The 16,409-nt window shown below is 39.0% G+C and carries 11 protein-coding genes; 7 read left to right on the top strand and 4 right to left on the bottom strand.

The features are described from left to right. Positions 1 to 68 precede the first annotated feature (68 nt). The 4 genes from hflX (at position 69) to HXT39_RS04015 (ending at position 4,698) form a co-directional block, all read left to right on the top strand. Positions 69 to 1,523, top strand: a complete 1,455-nt coding sequence (gene hflX, locus HXT39_RS04030; RefSeq protein WP_102704535.1) for a GTPase HflX — start codon at positions 69 to 71, stop codon at positions 1,521 to 1,523. Positions 1,524 to 1,666: 143 nt separating this feature from the next. Continuing rightward, positions 1,667 to 2,629, top strand: coding sequence for an L-lactate dehydrogenase (locus HXT39_RS04025; protein WP_004107125.1), 963 nt, complete (start codon positions 1,667 to 1,669; stop codon positions 2,627 to 2,629). A gap of 125 nt (positions 2,630 to 2,754) precedes the next feature. Further along, on the top strand, positions 2,755 to 4,239 hold the full coding sequence (locus HXT39_RS04020) for a sensor histidine kinase (protein WP_004110792.1): 1,485 nt from the start codon (positions 2,755 to 2,757) through the stop codon (positions 4,237 to 4,239). Positions 4,240 to 4,425: 186 nt separating this feature from the next. Continuing rightward, the gene (locus tag HXT39_RS04015; protein ID WP_004110789.1) at positions 4,426 to 4,698 is read left to right on the top strand and encodes a WhiB family transcriptional regulator; all 273 of its coding nucleotides are present in this window, start codon (positions 4,426 to 4,428) and stop codon (positions 4,696 to 4,698) included. Positions 4,699 to 4,704: 6 nt separating this feature from the next. On the opposite strand, the gene HXT39_RS04010 is transcribed toward HXT39_RS04015, so the two are convergent. The 3 genes from HXT39_RS04010 to HXT39_RS04000 form a co-directional block, all read right to left on the bottom strand. Continuing rightward, positions 4,705 to 6,528 (bottom strand): FtsK/SpoIIIE domain-containing protein, encoded by a 1,824-nt coding sequence (locus tag HXT39_RS04010; protein ID WP_103013970.1) that lies wholly within the window; start codon positions 6,526 to 6,528, stop codon positions 4,705 to 4,707. 235 nt (positions 6,529 to 6,763) lie between these two features. After that, positions 6,764 to 8,062 carry an LCP family protein gene (locus tag HXT39_RS04005; protein WP_064621658.1) on the bottom strand — a complete coding sequence of 433 codons (1,299 nt, stop codon included), beginning with the start codon at positions 8,060 to 8,062 and terminating at the stop codon, positions 6,764 to 6,766. A 104-nt stretch (positions 8,063 to 8,166) separates the two neighbouring features. Further along, positions 8,167 to 9,600 (bottom strand): LCP family protein, encoded by a 1,434-nt coding sequence (locus HXT39_RS04000; protein ID WP_033888681.1) that lies wholly within the window; start codon positions 9,598 to 9,600, stop codon positions 8,167 to 8,169. Positions 9,601 to 9,922: 322 nt separating this feature from the next. On the opposite strand from HXT39_RS04000, the gene HXT39_RS03995 reads away from it, so the two are divergent. Both HXT39_RS03995 and HXT39_RS03990 read left to right on the top strand, forming a co-directional pair. Further along, positions 9,923 to 13,324: a glycosyltransferase family 2 protein gene (locus HXT39_RS03995; RefSeq protein WP_102703017.1), complete on the top strand. Its 3,402-nt coding sequence runs from the start codon at positions 9,923 to 9,925 to the stop codon at positions 13,322 to 13,324. After that, complete coding sequence (locus HXT39_RS03990; RefSeq protein ID WP_004110770.1) at positions 13,311 to 14,897, top strand: DUF5719 family protein; 1,587 nt, start codon at positions 13,311 to 13,313, stop codon at positions 14,895 to 14,897. The genes HXT39_RS03995 and HXT39_RS03990 overlap by 14 nt, the downstream gene beginning before the upstream one ends. A gap of 76 nt (positions 14,898 to 14,973) precedes the next feature. Here the strand turns inward: HXT39_RS03990 and HXT39_RS03985 are convergent, their stop codons facing one another. After that, a complete protein-coding gene (locus HXT39_RS03985) occupies positions 14,974 to 15,402 on the bottom strand; it encodes a metallopeptidase family protein (RefSeq protein WP_012914044.1) in 429 nt (142 codons plus the stop codon). 119 nt (positions 15,403 to 15,521) lie between these two features. Here HXT39_RS03985 and HXT39_RS03980 point away from each other — a divergent pair, with 119 nt between their 5' ends. After that, a complete protein-coding gene (locus HXT39_RS03980; RefSeq protein WP_033888683.1) occupies positions 15,522 to 16,343 on the top strand; it encodes an HAD-IIB family hydrolase in 822 nt (273 codons plus the stop codon). The last annotated feature ends 66 nt before the right edge of the window (positions 16,344 to 16,409 follow it).

Below are 16,409 nucleotides of genomic sequence, written 5' to 3'. Positions count from 1 at the left end.
TGGCATCCGAGCGAGATGATGTGCTTAATTCAAACGATTTTTCCTCCCTCGAGAATGATTCTAATAATATGAATGAGCATAATCTCACCAATAATGCAGTGCTTTATGCTCATTCGGATGTGCTTCTAGACACTACTTCTGACAGTGAAAAGCATGATGAAGTTTGGCAGGAGCGTGAATCTCGTAATGCTTTAAAGCGAGTAGCTGGTCTTGGCGAATTACAAGATGTTACCGAAGTTGAGTATAGAAAGCTTCGTCTTGAGCGCGTTGTGCTAGTAGGAGTGTGGTCTAGCGCAAAAGGAACTCTTGCTCAAGCTGAAGAATCGTTGCGTGAGCTTGCAGCGTTGGCGCAGACTGCTGGTGCTGTTGTTTGCGATGGCATGTTGCAACAAAGATATAGGCCGGATGCTGCAACTTATGTTGGTTCAGGTAAAGCGCGTGAGCTTGCAGCAGTAGTTGCTCAGCATGATGCGGATACGATTATTGTTGACGATGATTTACCTCCTAGCCAGCGTAGAGCTTTAGAAGATGCAACCAAAGTTAAGGTTGTCGATCGCACTGCTGTTATTTTGGATATTTTTGCTCAGCACGCTACAAGCCGTGAAGGTAAAGCTCAAGTTGAGCTTGCTCAATTGCAATATATGCTACCTAGGTTAAGAGGCTGGGGTGCTGCTCTTTCTAGGCAGGCTGGTGGTAGAGCTGCAGGAGATGCTGGTATTGGTTCTAGAGGTCCTGGCGAAACTAAAATCGAAATGGATCGTCGAGCTATTCGCAATCGTATTTCTAAACTTCGTCACGATATTGCGAATATGGCACCTGCGCGCGATGTAAAACGTGGTTCTCGTAGACGACAAGATATTCCAACTGTAGCTGTTGTTGGATATACGAATGCTGGCAAGTCGTCTATTATAAATCGCCTTACTGGTTCACAAGAATTAGTAGAAAATGCACTGTTTGCAACTCTTGATACTGCAGTACGTCGTTCTCAAACTCAAGATGGTAGAAGCTATACTTTGGTAGATACTGTTGGTTTTGTTCGCAGACTTCCAACTCAACTAGTTGAAGCATTTAAATCCACTTTGGAAGAAGTTGGACAAGCAGATGTTATTTTGCATGTAGTTGACGGTTCGCATCCAGATCCTATTTCGCAAATTAATGCAGTAAACGAAGTTCTCGCTAATATTTCTGGTGTAGAAGATATACCTCAAATTATGGCATTGAATAAATCAGACATGATGAGTGATGCTGCGAGAGAACGTTTTTCTTCTCTTTATCCTGATGCTGTTATTGTTTCTGCATTTAGTGGCGAAAATTTGCAAATATTGCGCAATCGTTTAGAAGAATTGTTACCGTCTCCTCGTGTTCGTGTAGATGTAACTTTGCCGTACGAGTTTGGTGGATTATTATCAAAAGTTCGTGAAAATGGTGTAGTTGAAAAAGCAGAATATGTAGATTCGGGGGTTGAACTTATTGCTTGGGTTGGACCATCGTTAGCTGCAAAACTTATGAAAGTAGCGTTGTAATAATAAATTCCGGTGGTGCGATTAGAGTAAAGGTGTTCATACCAAAAGCTCTTAATGTGAGAGCAGCCCTTAGTAATGCATAAATCGTGGTATTTTGTGTGCTTATAAGGGTGTGATAGGTTGTTGAAAAGAGGTTTTTACTCATGGTGAGTTCGCAGGTTAAGCCAACTAAGCTTGCAATTATTGGTGCCGGCGCGGTCGGATCTACTCTCGCTTTCGCTGCTGCTCAGCGTGGTGTTGCGCGTGAGATTGTGCTTGAAGATATTGCTAAGGAACGTGTTGAAGCTGAAGTTTTGGATATGCAGCATGGTTCTAGCTTCTATCCTGCAGTTTCTATTGCCGGTTCTGACGATGTGGAAATTTGCCGTGATGCTGACATGGTCGTGATTACTGCTGGTGCTCGCCAGAAGCCAGGTCAGACTCGTTTGGAGCTTGCAGGTGCCACTATCAACATCATGAAGTCAATCATTCCGAACGTTGTGAAGGTTGCTCCTAACGCAATTTACATGTTGATTACTAATCCTGTTGATGTTGTTACGCACGTTTCTATGAAGCTTTCTGGTCTTCCAGCAAACCAAATGTTTGGTTCTGGTACCAACCTTGATTCCGCTCGTCTTCGTTTCTTGATTGCTCAGCACACTGGCGTTAATGTTAAGAACGTTCACGCATACATTGCTGGCGAACACGGTGACTCTGAAGTTCCACTGTGGGCTTCTGCAACCATTGGTGGTGTTCCAATGTGCGATTGGAACGCTCTTCCAGGTCATGAGCCACTTGATGCTGCTAAGCGCGAAGAAATCCATCAGGAAGTTGTTAATGCTGCTTACAAGATTATCAACGGTAAGGGTGCAACAAACTATGCTATTGCAATGTCTGGTGTAGATATTGTTGAGGCTGTTCTTCGCGATACTAACCGCATTCTTCCAGTGTCTTCTTTGCTCGATGACTTCCACGGCATTTCTGATGTGTGCATGTCTGTGCCAACATTGCTTAATCGCAATGGTGTAAACTCTCGTCTAAACACTCCAGTTTCTGATCGTGAGTTGGCTGCTTTGAAGCGTTCTGCTGAAACTTTGCGCGAAACTGCTGCTAAGTTTGGTTTCTAGTTTTAAAGAGTAATTTATAAATTATTAAACCGCTTCTTCTTTTAATTGAGGAGGAGCGGCTTTTCTTATTTAAAACAACAACATACCTCACAGAATTTTCTGTGAGTTCGATATATTATTGCATTATGGCTGATTTTTCTAACATTCTTGCTACTCGTCCTGATTTTAATGACAGTGATCGTGAGTGGCTTCACCATTTGGTGGTCGATTGGCAGGTTATTGCAGATTTGAGTTTCGCAGATTTGCTGCTGATTATTCAAAATGGTGACGGTGATTATGTTGTTGCTGAACAATGTCGTCCTTCAACAGCTATTACTTTGCGTACTGATGATTTGTTAGGTAAAAAATTAGATGATTCTTTAGTACCTGAGCTTAATGAGGCGATGAAATCTGAGACAAGTTTCCACTCTTCGACCTTACGTTCTATTGGTAGAGCTACTGTATGCTACGTTTATGCTCCAGTTCGTCATAGGGGTAAAACTCTCGGATTGGTTATGCGCGAAACTAATTTGGCAACGCGTGAATCTAATGGTCGTTATGAAACTGAAAGTATTAATGCTGGTAAGACTTTATTTGACATGATTCCTCGTGAACAATTCCCATATCGTGAATCTGTATTAAATCAACGACATAATGCTCGAGTATCCGATGGTTTTATTGTGCTAGAAGACGATGGAATAGTTCGTTATGCTTCCCCTAATGCCATTAGTTGTTTCCGCAGACTTGGCGGATTAAACACTATGCAAGGTGAATATTTAAGCGAATTTGGCACTAGGTTGTTGCATACGAACGATAATGTTCCCGAAAGTTTACCTCTTGTATTAACTGGAAAAGCTGATGTAGATTGTGAACTTGAAGCGAACCATTCTATAGTTTCCATGCGCTCCTTGCCTCTGTGGGGTCCAAATAATCGTGTTGGAGCTGTAGTATTATGCCGTGATGTTACTGAAGTTTTGCGGCGCGAACAAGAATTGCGTACTAAGAATGCCACTATTTCTGAAATACATCATCGCGTAAAAAACAATTTACAGGCTGTTTCTGCTCTTTTGCGTTTGCAAGCTCGTAAAACAAAATCTATTGAAGTTAGAAAAGAACTTGAGGAAGCTCAACGTCGTGTGCAAACTATAGCACTAGTTCATGAAGGCTTGAGTCAAACTGCTGACGAAATTGTTGATTTTGACAAAGTTATTTCGAGTTTGTTGAAGATGTCAATTGAGTTGGCGTCTCAGAATCAAAATATTGATATTGATTTTGTTGGAAAATTTGGCAGATTAGCAGCTCAGGATGCTACACCATTATCTCTTGTTTTAACTGAGCTAGTGACGAATGCAGTTGAACATGGTTTTGAAGGTCGTGAAAAAGGTCATATTCGTATTGCAGTTGGTAGGGGCGGAGACAATCTTAATATTGTCGTTGAAGATGATGGAGATGGTATAGATAGTGAGTCTTCTCATGGAATGGCTAAACCATCTGGCTCTGGCCTTGGAACGCAGATTATAAACACATTTGTCACTAACGATTTTGGTGGTACAGTTCGTTGGTCTCCTCGAAGAGAGGGCGGAACTAGGGTAGTGTTAGACATTAAATTGCGCGTATCTGGTATTGAGTAGCTTTAGTAAAAATTGTTTTCCAACGTGCATTAAATGTTATACATTTAGTGTAAAAAGTACAGGAACAATTAAAATTGCTAATAAAGATGCAAAATACCTTGAAAAAACTTTCTTTTCATGATTTCCTTACATTCAGGGGAACTTCTAAAGCTCACCGTTGTAGGTAAGAAATGAGGATAATAATTCATGAGCAACTCGTTTGATTGGCGCACAACAGCAGCATGTAGTGACAAAGATCCTGAACTGTTCTTTCCTCTTGGAAGTGCTGGTACAGCAGTTCAACAGCTTGAAGAAGCAAAAGCAGTATGTCGCTCATGTGATGTTGCAACAGAGTGTTTAAAATGCGCATTAGAAACTAACCAAGATTACGGTGTGTGGGGAGGATTAAGCGAGGATGAGCGTAGAACTCTAAAGCGTCGAGCAATGCGCGCACGTAAGAATCAAGATGCGTCACTATAGATAATTTTATTCTAGGTGCACTATTTGAGTTAAACTTGCTGATCCTGGAGTGATTAAAACACATCGTCCTGGAAGTTGATAGTCTTCAATATCAAAACTTTTAGATAAAGCAGAAGGTATTCCAAGCATTGTATCTGTGCCCACATCTCCTGTTGGAAATATTATCCTCACTGGTGCTTGCTCAGGTAAACGTAAGTAGCGAGAAGTGCTAGTGCTCATAATAACTGGGCATTGTTTACTATTTAATCTTTTTTGAAAAGCAATAGCAGTTTGTCTCGTATTTAGCGGATCAAGCAATTCATCTGCATCGTCAATAATGATTGGCGTATTTTCGTTGTAAATGTTATTAATGTTTTGTTCATATAGTGATTTTCCTGAATATATTGGCAGGTTTAAAGTTTTAGAAATTATTTTTAATATTGTTGTTTTGCCTTGTTTCCTACTACCAATAACAGCTATATTCCCAAGGTGAATTGGTAATAGAGCAGGATATAAGTGTATGGTATCGTCTTGTAACCCAATAATAATATGCTTCGTATAAAATTCTTGAGTACGTAAACTTTGAGATATTTTTTGCTCCGAATTTTTGTATTTGTAATTATTTGAATACTCTGCAAGTTGTTTTGCTGAAAGAATCGACGGCAATGGTTTGCTAAATAATTCTGGAGAATGATCATGATGGCAGAATCTACCAGCTAACTGTATTGCTCGTACTAAATGTGCAGGATTGCTGCTTTGAGCACATCGCAAAGCTTCTACTCCTTCTCCAATATTGTAATATGCGGCTCCTGGCGTATTTGGGCTTATTCTAGCTGCATGCGCTGTTCCTAATAATTCTTGCGATTGCATTCCGTCTCTAACTCTCAAGCAAATATTAATAGAAATATTAGCTTTCATATCTGCGCTTACTTGTGCGAGTGGATTTTGAGTTCCAGCAATAATATGCATTCCCAAAGATCTGCCTACTGATGCAATTCGTATAAGACGAGGCATGTAGTCGGGAAGTTGATCTTTTAGAGCATGAAATTCGTCAATAACAATAAGCAATGAAGGTTCAGCTGGGGTTACTTGTGCAATATTATTACATCCATGATGAGCTACTAGTCTTTCTCGTCTATTTAGTTCTAGTTCGAGACCTTTTAGAGCGCGTATTGCGTGTTTAAGATTTAGATCTCCTACGTTTCCCATAGTATGTGGGAGTTTAGATAGTATGTCAAAAGTTGCTCCTCCTTTAAAATCCATAAAAACAAACCGTAGCTGCTGCGGACCGTATTGAAAAGCCAAAGCTAAACACCAAGTCGTAAGAAGTACTGATTTACCAGAACCAGTTGTTCCAGCAACTAAAGCATGTGGCCCATTGTTAATTAAATCTAAATAGCAGTAGCCATTATTACTTATTCCAAGTGGAGCTATAAGGTGTTTAGTTTTTGAATTAGGCAAGTAGTTATAAATATTTGTATTTAGATTTTCCTTCATACTATTGGATTTGTTTTTTATGTCGTATGTTCCTGCATTTTTTAGCCATGTTTGCAATACTTCTTTCCAGTGATGTTGCGTATTAGAAATTGCATTTCTTCTCATAAGTAATGTTTCTAAACTTACTGGTGTAATAGTATCTGGCAAACTTTCTACAGTTTGTTGATTATAAGTTACGTTATTTGACGATTGCGTAGTGTTTAATAATTGAATTTGCTGATTTTGTTGAACATTTTGAACAGAATTTTTCTCAGATATGTATTGAAAAATTTGTGGAATAAGACTTGCTATGTACATCATAATGCTTGGAATAATCATGGTTAGCATCATCCAATTATCTTGCATCCATGCCATTATAGCCAATGCTACGTGAGCGAATATGGGAACTATACTCGCTGTCATCTGTACATGCATAAGTACTTTAGTTGTAGACATTCCTGTATTAGATTTGTTACTCATAAATGTATGAGACAATATTTTTGATTTTTGTGCAATACTTATGCAAGATTGTGGTTAAAAGATACGAGTTTAGTGCTTTCTAAGTTGTGGTATCTAATTGAAGTGTTGTTTACACAACAATACTTCGAAATTATTGTTGCTCTGCAAGAGTTCCAACTGATCCAGGTTTATGAGTTCCTGATGCAAGTTGGTTGAATAAATCTAAGTTTTTAGCATCATCGAGAAGCACGGATGAACCAACTCCTGGAACTTGATAATCAGGATTCGTCCAATATATTGTTCCGGATATGCCTGACGGTCCAGTTGCTTCTTTGAATGCTTGAGCCATTTCCCATAATGTTCCTGGATTGGTTTTCTCGTCAAAAATAACTGAAGCAAGTCCCGTTTCAGCAAGTTTTTTTACTTTTCCAAAATTCAATAAGGTATTGTGATCTAATGCTTTTTTCATAATAGCTGCAATAACCATTCGTTGACGTGCAGCTCGTCCAAAATCAGATTCTGGATCTGCGTATCGCATTCGCGAAAATGCCAACGCTGTATTCCCATCAACGTGATGGCATCCAGAAGTCCAATTTAACCCGCTAAACTTATCACTTACTGTACGGTTGTAGCATAAATCAATGCCATCTATAGCGTTAACAACATTAGTAAGACCGCCAAAACGTATTTCTGCAACATGGTCAATGCGATGACCTGTAATTTTTTCTATTGCTGCTGTTAATGCTTTATTTCCAGCTGCTTGCGCAACGCTATTAATTTTTACTTGTTCGCCATTTAAAGAAACAAGAGAATCTCGAGGAATAGAAATTAGAGAGCTGTGACCATTGCTCGGCTTTGTCAATACAAGAATAGTATCTGTTCTAAATCCTGTTATCTCTTTAGCTTCTTCGCCTTCTCGTTGATCAGAACCAAGAATAAGCCATGCTTTGCCTTGAGTGCTAGGAGTACTAGTAAGCCAAGTAGTGCGGTTAATTCTTGAGTCAACCCAGTTCCATGAATATACCCCAAAACCAGTTACACCTATTGCCAGAACAACAAAAAATGCAATAAATGCATGTAAAATTCTGTGCGGTTTGTGCGGTAGTATTTTTGCTGTACTTCCAACTGCTTTATTTATAGTTGTTGGAATACGCATTTGTGAAATAGAACTTGTGCGCGGTGCTGGTCTTGGTTGCAATTGCGATGTGTAAGAAACAGGTCTAGAAGAACATTGTTCTGGACTTTTTAAGATTCTTGTTCTTTGAGTTGTAGGCGCAAAAGACGGCGCTTGTGATGGAAGCGCATTAGACTCTATTTTGCCTCTTTTTACGCGTTTTGGAGTGAAACTAGGAGGCACGTTTGAGTTAGATGAATCGTTATTATGAGAAGGAGTGAAGATAGGTGGGTTTATATTATCTTCAGAAGGGTCCTCATACAATCTCGAATTCATTCATCCTCCAAAATAAGCATGTATCTTCAATGACTATGAATACATAATATATAAATTTTATGTTCGTACATTATATATTCATAGATTACATCTTGCTTAAGTGTTTATTTTTTTCTAGGCACAGCGCAAAGTACATTGTTTGCATACTTGTCTGCAAAGCCAACGTATTGTCCTGTTTGTGGATTGTGAATAGTTCCATTTTCAGGATTTACAATTCCTCCAGTATTTGGATCAATAAGTTGTCCTTGAGAATTTTTTATTAATCCTGTTTTTGGATCAACACGTCCCATCTTCTTTGGATCTGTAGTTTTATTAAGCTTGTCGTTTTCGTTTATATTGCTATCGTCATCCGTATCTTCATTGTCTTGATTATTCGTATTCTTAGACGAATTATTTGCATTCTTTTTGTTAGTGCCGTTAGTTTTATGATTTAGCGATAGCGGTTTATTTTCACGCATCAAATCCCAAATATTGTTTGCTTCATCAGACCACACAACACGATTTGGATCATAAGGATCTGGAATAACAGGAGTAGTACGAGCATAAATATGTGAAGAATCTAATTTACGCATGCTTAATGCCAAACCGACCAAAGTGGTAGGATTTGCCAAGCCTTCACTTATATTCAATGCTCCCAACGATGCTTTTGCAAGCTGGTAAAGCTCACTTGTCTGAGTAAATAAGTTTTTAGACAGTGCTTGATGTAAAAGCTGTTTAATCAAGTATTGCTGTCTTGTTGTTCGCATTATGTCAGAGCCATCGCTTGCTGTATCGTGACGCATTCTAGCGTATTGAGTAGCAAGTCGACCATTAAGATGCTGCATTCCTTGTTTGAAATTCACGCCCGTATAGGCATCGCGAGTTGCTGTTGGGATGCACACAGATACTCCACCAACTGCATCAATCATATTGCTTAATCCACTGAAATCAGCGACTATAAAATGATGAATATTTAAACCAGTAAGTGAATTAACAGCTTTTAACGAGCATGATGCTGCTGAAGCTAAATCTCCACCTTGCGCATATCCTAAGGCGAAAATTGAATTAAACATCACATGTTTTCTTGCAGGAATATGTCCTTTTGTAGTGTCGCATGCTGGTGCGTTTACCATAGAATCTCGTGGAATAGAAACGATATTCATGTATGATCTATCTGCGCTAATTTGAACTACCATAGTAGTATCTGACTGATGATCACCAGTTTCGCCGTCATGTGTAAAGCTCTGATTATTCCCATCTCGAGAATCTTGACCTAAAACAAGAAAAGTTACTGGTTTGCCTGCGTTAATATCAAGTGTTTGATTAGCTTCTGGATCTTTAGATATAACGTTTATGACTCTGTTACTTACAGCAGAAGAAAAATCTAACCACACTGCAGCTATGATTGTTGAAAAGAATGTAAGTACTGAAATAACAAACATGCACAGTATCTTGCGCGTGCGGTTAATCATTCTATAACCAAGACTATGATGAGGAGTTGAGTTCCAATCTTCGCCTGGTTGGTACCGCATGCCTTCAGGATACCGTGAAGTTGTCATCGTACCTTCTTTCTCAATAATGAGTAACCTTTTAGGTTGTGGCAATATCATTTCTTTTGTCATCAAATAAATCAATATTCAATGGACACATATAGCGTGTAATTATAGCATGCTGCAGTGAGATTTATGACATCTGGTTGTGTTGAATATTATTTGATATTTTAAAGAAAATTTTAATAAGTTTACGCAAATATTCTAATTAAATTTATATGAAGCGTACTGGTTAATATGAGCAAAAATAATTAATAAAATATGTATAAATTTATTTAGAATTACGACTTGTGTTTTGGCGGATACATACCCCCTGCGTAAACTGGTAAGTATGGATTCGATAACCGCTCATAATCTTACATTTGAAGACGAAGTTTTACAGGTGCTGTCATCTGCGAAAGATGCGCATCCTCATGATGTGGATTCGTCCATTATGGCAATGATGTGTGTGGAGCGAGATACTCGTTTTTATGCTGATACGTTACATGCAGTACTAAGTCAATCAATTCTTCCTGGAACTTTAGTAATAGTCGATTGTGCTAGTCGAGTAAAGCAGACTATGCAAACGAATTTACAAATAAAAATTAATTCATCTAAGCTTGCGGGAGCAATTAATACTAGGAAATCATTATTGCAGAATGCTAATAATATCGATTCCAATAATGCAATTGATAGCGATTCAAAATATAGACCAAATACTAATCGCGTAAATAATACTCGCGTAAACAATAGTGAAAATAAATCTGTACACATAATTATTATTCCTATTTCTTATGCTCATTCTTTTGGAGATGCAATAGAAAAATCTTTGCGCAAGATTTTGCCTTGTGCAGGAGTTTCTGCATTATGGCTTTTGCATGATGATTCTCGTCCTGCAGACTTCCATTGCTTAGAATATTTGCGTGAAACTTGGCGCAATACTCCGACTGCATCAGTATTGGGAGCTAAACAAGTTGATTGGCAAGGAAATATCTTGCATAACGTTGGAATGTATGCTTGGCGTCACGGTGTTCATACTCTTACTGTTGACGGCGAGCCAGATCAAGAACAGTATGATGGACGTGGAGATGTGTATGCAGTATCGCTAGCAGGTGCTTTAGTCACATTAACTGCATGGCAGACTTTACGCGGTACGCAACCATGGATGACAACTTTTGGCGAATCAAGAGATTTTTGTCGTAGAGTATGTCTATCTGGAGGTCGTGTTGTTGTAGTTCCTTCAGCTCGTATCGCACACAGGCGTGCAAGGTTAGAAGGTATCCGTACTCGTAACGGTGATGCTAGAAATCATAATAATTCAGGATCTAAGTATGGTGTAGCAGCTTCTCTCGTAGCTAAGCAGCGTTACAAATACACTGATATTAGTATTTTTTTGTGGCCTCTTATATGGATTCTTAGTTTGCCTGCTTGTTTCGTTGGCGCTTTGCATTCGCTGTTTGCTAAACATCCTTATATAGCGTGGATTCGTCTGCTTTTGCCATGGCTTGCTATTATGCAATTACCTAGAGCAGTTTTTGCTCGCAGAAGGGTTGCAAGGAATACTCGTGTTCCATTAAAACGACTTGTTCCTCTTATCGCAGATCGTCATCAAGTTGCACGTTGGCGTGATCGTAGTTCTGCTTTCCAAGCTCAACAGCATTTCGTGCTGTTGAGTCCTCTAGCGAAGCGGCATTTGCATATTCGAGTGTTGCGTAGGTGGAGTGCTGTTATTCTTGCGTCTCTTCTTCTTTTTGCAGTCATATTGAATTTATATGGCTCTCCATGGCGTGAAATTTTAAGTGGCGCTTCTTGGAATGCACAGCAATGGTTACCAACGGGTGCAGATTTCAATCAACTATGGAATTCTGCTATTGGTGCATGGGTTCCTGATGATGGTTTTGGACCTGCAATTCCTCCAGCACCATGGCTAAGTATTTGGGCAATCGCATCAATTGTGGTTGGTGCTAACCCGTTATTGGCTGTCACATTAATGTTCTTCTTAGCTGCTCCAGCTATGTGTTTAAGTTTTTGGGCTCTTGCTGGCGTATTTACGCGCTCGGATACTGTGCGTGTATGCGCTGGTATTTGCTGGACTATGATTGCTATTGCTTTTGGTTTGTTTGCACGCGGTGATTTGCCAATGTTAATGACTATGGCATTTTTGCCTGCAGCATTTGCTTTTGCGTTCCATGCTGTTGGAATGTACGTAACAGAAGATCCTGTGCGTCCTGTTAAATCCACTCAATGTGCAGCATGCGCAGCATTATGCTTTATGGTTCCAGTAGCTGCAGAACCGCAGCTTGTTTTGCCTCTTATTGTTATTTTTATTGCGTCGTTTATTATGGTGCGCTCTCATCGTATTATGTTCGCGCTTATGCCTATACCATCGATAATTGTTTTGCTTCCTACAATAGGAAGTGCTATTAGATATGGCGAATCTGGAATGTGGCGTCAATTGTTCTCTAGTATGGCTTTGCCATTGAGAAGTGTGCAAGGTGCTCCACGCGTAAGCGATTACGCTGATGTTTTGTTGCACGCTTTTAATATGGCTTCTCCTAATGTTGAAATTAATATGCCATTGATGAGCTTAAGAACAATAATAATGGTAATTTTTGCAATTCTAGCTGTTGTTATGGCTGTTACGTCATTAACTTTGCCTTTTGCTTTGCGAGTTTCTCGAATGATGTGGGTTGTGATTATTTCCGGAATGCTGTTATCTCTTATTGCCGCTCGTGTTGTAGTTGCATCCGATATTTCAGGACCTGTTGCTGCAAGCGTTTTGCCTGGAGTCGCATTATCTACTGTCGGCATTTTATCTTGTATGTGCATGGTTGCCGGTCAAGCTGTTCGACGCTTTGAGCCACTACGTACTTCGAAGGAATCTGAGTCTCAAATTTTTGATAACTATAAAACTCGTGCAAGTAGACGTGCTGCAATGCGTCGTTCTGCGGCACAATTGTTGCAGCGCATAATTCGCATAGCACGCGCTGTTCTTGCAAGTAGCATGTTGACTATGGCGGTTCTTTTGGGTCTTTTTGCTGTATTGAGCGGACCTGCTACATCTATTTGCGCAAATAACAATGAGCTCCCTATGGTTGTTTCTGATTATTTGCGAAAAGACGATACTCGGCGAATACTTGCTTTAAGAGCTCAAAGTAGCCATGATTTGTCAATCTCTATTATGCGAACATCTAAGGGAGATGCAATAGACGAATCTCCAGCACTTCGTGTTAGACAAGTAATGTTTGGTGATTCATCAAGCAATAAAGCAATATATCGTGCCTCAGCACAGTTGTTATCTCATGCAGATAATGGCGCAATTTCAACGTTAAAGCAACTTGGAATTGGTGGTATTTATATTGTTAATAGTTCAGAAAATAAGCAGGTTTCCCATAAAACTTCTATGTCAATACAACAATTGTTACATCCTTCTGTGCAAACTGTGAGTAATATTAACAAAGAAGCTACTGAACAATTAATTGCACACGTTAACGCTTCTGACGGTACACAATTGGTTGTTTCATCACCGCAAGGAACTTATTGCAGATTTGATGGTGTGCCTGATTCTAAGTCGTTGTCTTCTACATCTCCGTATTATCGATCTAGGCCTCTTGCGTGGAGAGTTCCTTGGATTATTGTTTCTTCTATGGTATTACTGCTGTACTGTATTGTTGCCGTGCCTCGATTTGGCAGACATGCAATGATAGAACGTTCAGATGACAGGCATGAGGAGGAATTAGATGAACTGGCATAAAAATCCTCATGAGGGCTCTAAGCATGGTGAAGTAAATGCGGATGTAGATATTAATCGCAAGAACAAAATAGTCAGTATTGTCTCACTTGCTATTTTTAGTGCAATAATACTTATTGCTTCTGCATGTGTTGTTGCATTATGCTTACCAATGCCTCACTTTGTAGACAATCCTAATACTCCATCTAGTGGCGTTATAAGTAGTGTTGGTTCTACTCGTTTGCAAACTATTTGTCCTATTCGATTGTCTCTTCCAGATTTGACTCAATATGGTGATAGCGAATATAACGAATCAGAAGGCGATTTACAATCTTCTGCTCGTTATGGTGCTTTTGGAGATGTGTATAGTTCTAGCTTGCGTAACATACGAGATAACAATGATCAATCTATTACGTTGAATTCAAAATCAACTGATGATGATACGTCAGCTTTTATTGCTAACAATAATGTAAATCATGACGCTCAAGTTCTAGAAGGACATTTGTCACGAGTTGGATCTGGCACTGGAATATCTGCTTCCATGGTTTCATGGGCTACTAAAGGTGACGTAAAAGGTTTATCTGCAACTACCTGTTCAATGCCGTCTATGAAACAGACATTCCTAGTTCCGGAATCTGCTGATGGAATTTCTATTCGTTTAGAAGCGTTTAATGCTGCTTCAAAATCCACTGTTGTTCGTGTTAGAGCTTGGTCTGCAGAGCATGGCAGTAATCAGTTAAATCTTTCTACAGGAAGTGCTTCTACTGTTCCTGCTCGTTCTCATGCATATTTTGATCTTGCTGCTGCCTCTCCTAAGACTTCTGGATTATACGTGCAAGTTGAAAGCGAGCAGACACCTATAGCATCATTTGTAAAAGTCATTCATATGAGTGGCTTATCTGTAAAAGGTGTAGATATTGTTCATGAATTAAGCACTCAATCTAATACAAATATTCTTTCAGGTATTAGTGAAGGCGATCAATCTAAGTTATATGTATGGCCAAATAAAGATGGTAATGTAACGCTTTCATGGATGAATGATACAGGTTCTAAAGAAGTAAAGAATTTGACGTTAAAAGCACACCATTTGCAAGTTGTCGATCTTGGAAAAGTTCCGGAGCATGCTAATGCTTTGAGCGTAAGTGGAGATGTTCCTACTCAAGTAATGATGTCCATTACTAAAGATGGCAAGGATAATCAATCAGATGTAGCTTTTATTACACCATCTAACGTACAAGGTAGTGGCGCAATTGTATCGCCTGTTTCTGCTAATGAAACAGCTCTATACCTTTCTTCTTCAAGTGATAAAGATACTGCTGTGCGTTTGCAAGGATTTGATTTAAATGGTGTATTAGCTGCTACAAAAAACGTAACGATTCCTGCGAATGCATCTTTAAGAATTCCTGTTTCAGAAATTTCGCACGATGCAGTTATGTTTATTGCGAAATCGCATAGCAAAGTTGCTTTGTCTGCCCGTATTCATAAAGATGAAATCGATAAGGCTGGTATAGCAGGTATTTCTTGGCTTTCTGCGCAATCTTTGGAACCGCAAGAAATGAAGGTATACGTTAAAACTGACAATCATATTGTGCAATAATACGAATAAAAATATTGCTATAAGCGACTATAAATTAATTAAAATACTTAATAATTTTAATTAATTTAAAAATTGTTTACAAACCCCAATCTGGATCAATTTCTTCTGGTCTGCGACCGTATAGTTCTGCTAAGCATTGCACAAGCTCATCTCTGATAGCATATTGAAGTTCACTTCTGCTGCTTACATGAGTGCATAGCGGAAGCCTATACAATACAATTCTAGATTGCATACCACGGCTAGCTGGAAAAGCTTGCGAAAGTATTCTGCGGTTTTGCTCCCATAACAGTGGTTGCGAAGGCGGCACATCTTCTACCGCGAATTGAACGTCTTTAGTTAATGCTTGCCAAGCACTGTTAAGGCGTCTAATTTGAGCTGCTACCATGGCATCAAACATTCCGCTAGCAGTTCTATATTGTGGAAGTCGAGTACCAAATATTGGTGCCCTAAGACCTCTACCATGCCTATTTCTATAGTGACGTTCTTCCCAAATTAGACCTGTCATGCTTCCACTTTACGAGAAGGCTAGGGCAATAATATGTAAATAATTAATATGCGGTGTGTGAAATACGCTCACACTATAGAATACTGTATATATGGTTTTAAAAGTCAGGAGGATTTGTAATGCTCAAACCAATAGTGCATGATTGGAATGAGTTTAATCTTGACTTGAGCATTGCTAAATCGTCTCTTATTGCTTTTGATTTAGATAACACACTGGCATGTTCTAAAAAACCTATGCTTAAATCGATGGCTGAATCATTAAGTAAGCTGATTGATATAATTCCTGTTGCTGTAATAACAGGTGGCTGCTTAGAGTTAGTTAAGAAGCAAATTTTAAATATGCTAACTATTGGCACTAATCTTAAAAATATTCACATAATGCCCACTAATGGAACTAGTTATTATCGTGTGAATAATGACATGTCATTGCAATGTGTTTATGAACATACTATCGATTTTAAGCAAGCGCAATGCGTTATTGATGCAATACACAAGTGTGCAAAAAATATAGGCGTTTGGAAAGAACCCGGCGATCCAATGCTGTGGGGAGAACAGATAGAGAACCGCGGTAGTCAAATTACTTTTTCGGCACTAGGACAACTAGCTCCTATTGAATATAAAAAAACTTGGGATCCTAGCGGTTGTTTGAAAGCTCAACTTGCACAAAGCATTTCTCAAGCTTTACCTAATTTTGCTGTACGCGCTGGAGGAGATACTAGCATCGATATATACAGGCGCGGTGACGATAAAGCTCAAGCTTTGCGAATGCTGTCTCAATATTGTGATGTTAATATTGAAAAAATTACTTTTATTGGCGATCGTATGTATCCTGGAGGAAACGATTATCCTACTGCCTTTACAGGAGCTTTAATTATTAAAGTAAGTAATCCTTCGGATACTTTAGAGCTTTGTAATAAGGTACTTAATATTTTAGAAATATAGAATTTTATTAATTTTTCATTTTAAGATACCTTTTATCCACAATAACATTTTTTATTTGCATAGCCA

This window comes from Gardnerella sp. DNF01159 (assembly GCF_049244215.1).
In the GTDB taxonomy this organism is placed as follows: domain Bacteria; phylum Actinomycetota; class Actinomycetes; order Actinomycetales; family Bifidobacteriaceae; genus Bifidobacterium; species Bifidobacterium swidsinskii.
This window is presented reverse-complemented; position numbering and strand designations above follow the sequence as displayed.

Bases quoted from the DNA above. Each gene is read 5' to 3' on its own strand.
- HXT39_RS04020 (WP_004110792.1), top strand. From the start codon at position 2,755: ATGGCTGATTTTTCTAACATTCTTGCTACTCGTCCTGATTTTAATGAC.
- HXT39_RS03995 (WP_102703017.1), top strand. From the start codon at position 9,923: ATGGATTCGATAACCGCTCATAATCTTACATTTGAAGACGAAGTTTTA.
- HXT39_RS04025 (WP_004107125.1), top strand. From the start codon at position 1,667: ATGGTGAGTTCGCAGGTTAAGCCAACTAAGCTTGCAATTATTGGTGCC.
- HXT39_RS04010 (WP_103013970.1), bottom strand. From the start codon at position 6,528: ATGGCATGGATGCAAGATAATTGGATGATGCTAACCATGATTATTCCA.
- hflX (WP_102704535.1), top strand. From the start codon at position 69: ATGAATGAGCATAATCTCACCAATAATGCAGTGCTTTATGCTCATTCG.
- HXT39_RS03985 (WP_012914044.1), bottom strand. From the start codon at position 15,402: ATGACAGGTCTAATTTGGGAAGAACGTCACTATAGAAATAGGCATGGT.
- HXT39_RS03990 (WP_004110770.1), top strand. From the start codon at position 13,311: ATGAACTGGCATAAAAATCCTCATGAGGGCTCTAAGCATGGTGAAGTA.
- HXT39_RS04000 (WP_033888681.1), bottom strand. From the start codon at position 9,600: ATGACAACTTCACGGTATCCTGAAGGCATGCGGTACCAACCAGGCGAA.
- HXT39_RS04015 (WP_004110789.1), top strand. From the start codon at position 4,426: ATGAGCAACTCGTTTGATTGGCGCACAACAGCAGCATGTAGTGACAAA.
- HXT39_RS03980 (WP_033888683.1), top strand. From the start codon at position 15,522: ATGCTCAAACCAATAGTGCATGATTGGAATGAGTTTAATCTTGACTTG.
- HXT39_RS04005 (WP_064621658.1), bottom strand. From the start codon at position 8,062: ATGAATTCGAGATTGTATGAGGACCCTTCTGAAGATAATATAAACCCA.